This is a genomic window from Variovorax sp. 01T439_2, from assembly GCF_056398445.1.
The window spans coordinates 1-1,403 of the sequence record NZ_JBFTPJ010001209.1 but is presented as its reverse complement, the minus strand read 5'-3'; the positions used below and the strand labels follow the sequence as shown (position 1 = coordinate 1,403).

General features: G+C 65.1%; 1 protein-coding gene. It reads left to right on the top strand.

Annotated features, from left to right (window positions below; all coding sequences use genetic code 11):
• On the top strand, nt 1-1,403 hold a 1,403-nt coding region (locus AC1DOC_RS33585; protein ID WP_478131559.1), incomplete at both ends, for an efflux RND transporter permease subunit.

Genomic DNA, 1,403 nt, shown 5'->3' with positions numbered 1-1,403 from the left:
AAGGCGATCCGCGCCAAGATGGCGGAGCTGGAGCGCTTCTTCCCGCAGGGCGTGAAGTGGAACATTCCGTACGACAGCTCGCGCTTCGTGCAGATTTCCATCACCGAAGTGGTCAAGACGCTGCTGGAAGCCATTGCGCTGGTGTTCATCGTGATGTTCCTGTTCCTGCAGAACTGGCGCTACACGATCATCCCGACCATCGTGGTGCCAATTGCATTGCTGGGCACCTTTGCCATGCTGCTGGCCATGGGCTTCTCGATCAACGTGCTGACCATGTTCGGCATGGTGCTGGTGATCGGCATCGTGGTGGACGACGCCATCGTGGTGGTGGAGAACGTCGAGCGCATCATGAGCGAAGAGGGGCTGTCGCCGCTCGAAGCCACGCGCAAGGCCATGAAGCAGATCTCGGGCGCCATCATCGGCGTGACGGTGGTGCTGATCTCGGTGTTCGTGCCGCTGGCGTTCTTTGCGGGCTCCACGGGCAACATCTACCGCCAGTTCTCGGCGGTGATGGTGACCTCGATCGCCTTCTCGGCCTTCATGGCGCTGTCGCTCACGCCGGCGCTGTGCGCCACGCTGCTCAAGCCGGTGGAAGCGGGCCACCACCACGAGAAGACCGGCTTCTTCGGCTGGTTCAACCGCGGCTTCACGCGCACGGCCAAGGGCTATGAGAGCGTGGTCGCGCGCATCCTGCGGCGCGCCGCGCGCTACCTGGTCATCTACGTGGCGATCATCGGCGCGGTGGTGTTCACCTACCTGCGGCTGCCGAGCTCGTTCCTGCCGGCGGAAGACCAGGGCAACATCATCGTGAACGTGCAGCTGCCCCCGGGTGCCACGCAGGAGCGTGCGCTGTCGGTCATGCAGCAGGTCGAGGGCTTCATCCTGAAGCAGCCCGAAGTGCAGAGCATCGTGGGCGTGATGGGCTTCAGCTTCTCGGGCCAGGGGCAGAACGCGGGCCTTGCCTTCGTGACGCTGAAGGACTGGGAGGAACGCAAGGACCCGGCCCATTCGGCCAGCGCGCTGGCGGGCCGTGCCTTTGGTGCGCTCTCGGGCATTCGCGATGCGTTCATCTACCCGCTGAGCCCGCCGCCCATTCCTGAACTGGGCAATGCGAGCGGCTTCAGCTTCCGGCTGCAGGACCGCTCGGGCGCGGGCCACGAGGCGCTGATCAATGCGCGCAACCAGCTGCTGGGCATGGCCGGGCAGAGCAAGATCCTGTCGCAGGTGCGCCCCGACGGCCTGGAAGACGCGCCGCAGCTGCAGATCGACATCGACCGCGACAAGGCGAATGCCCTGGGCGTGACCTTCGATGCGATCAACGCCACGCTGTCGACGGGCCTGGGTTCGAGCTACATCAACGACTTTCCGAACCGCGGCCGCCTGCAGCGCGTGGTGGTGCAGGC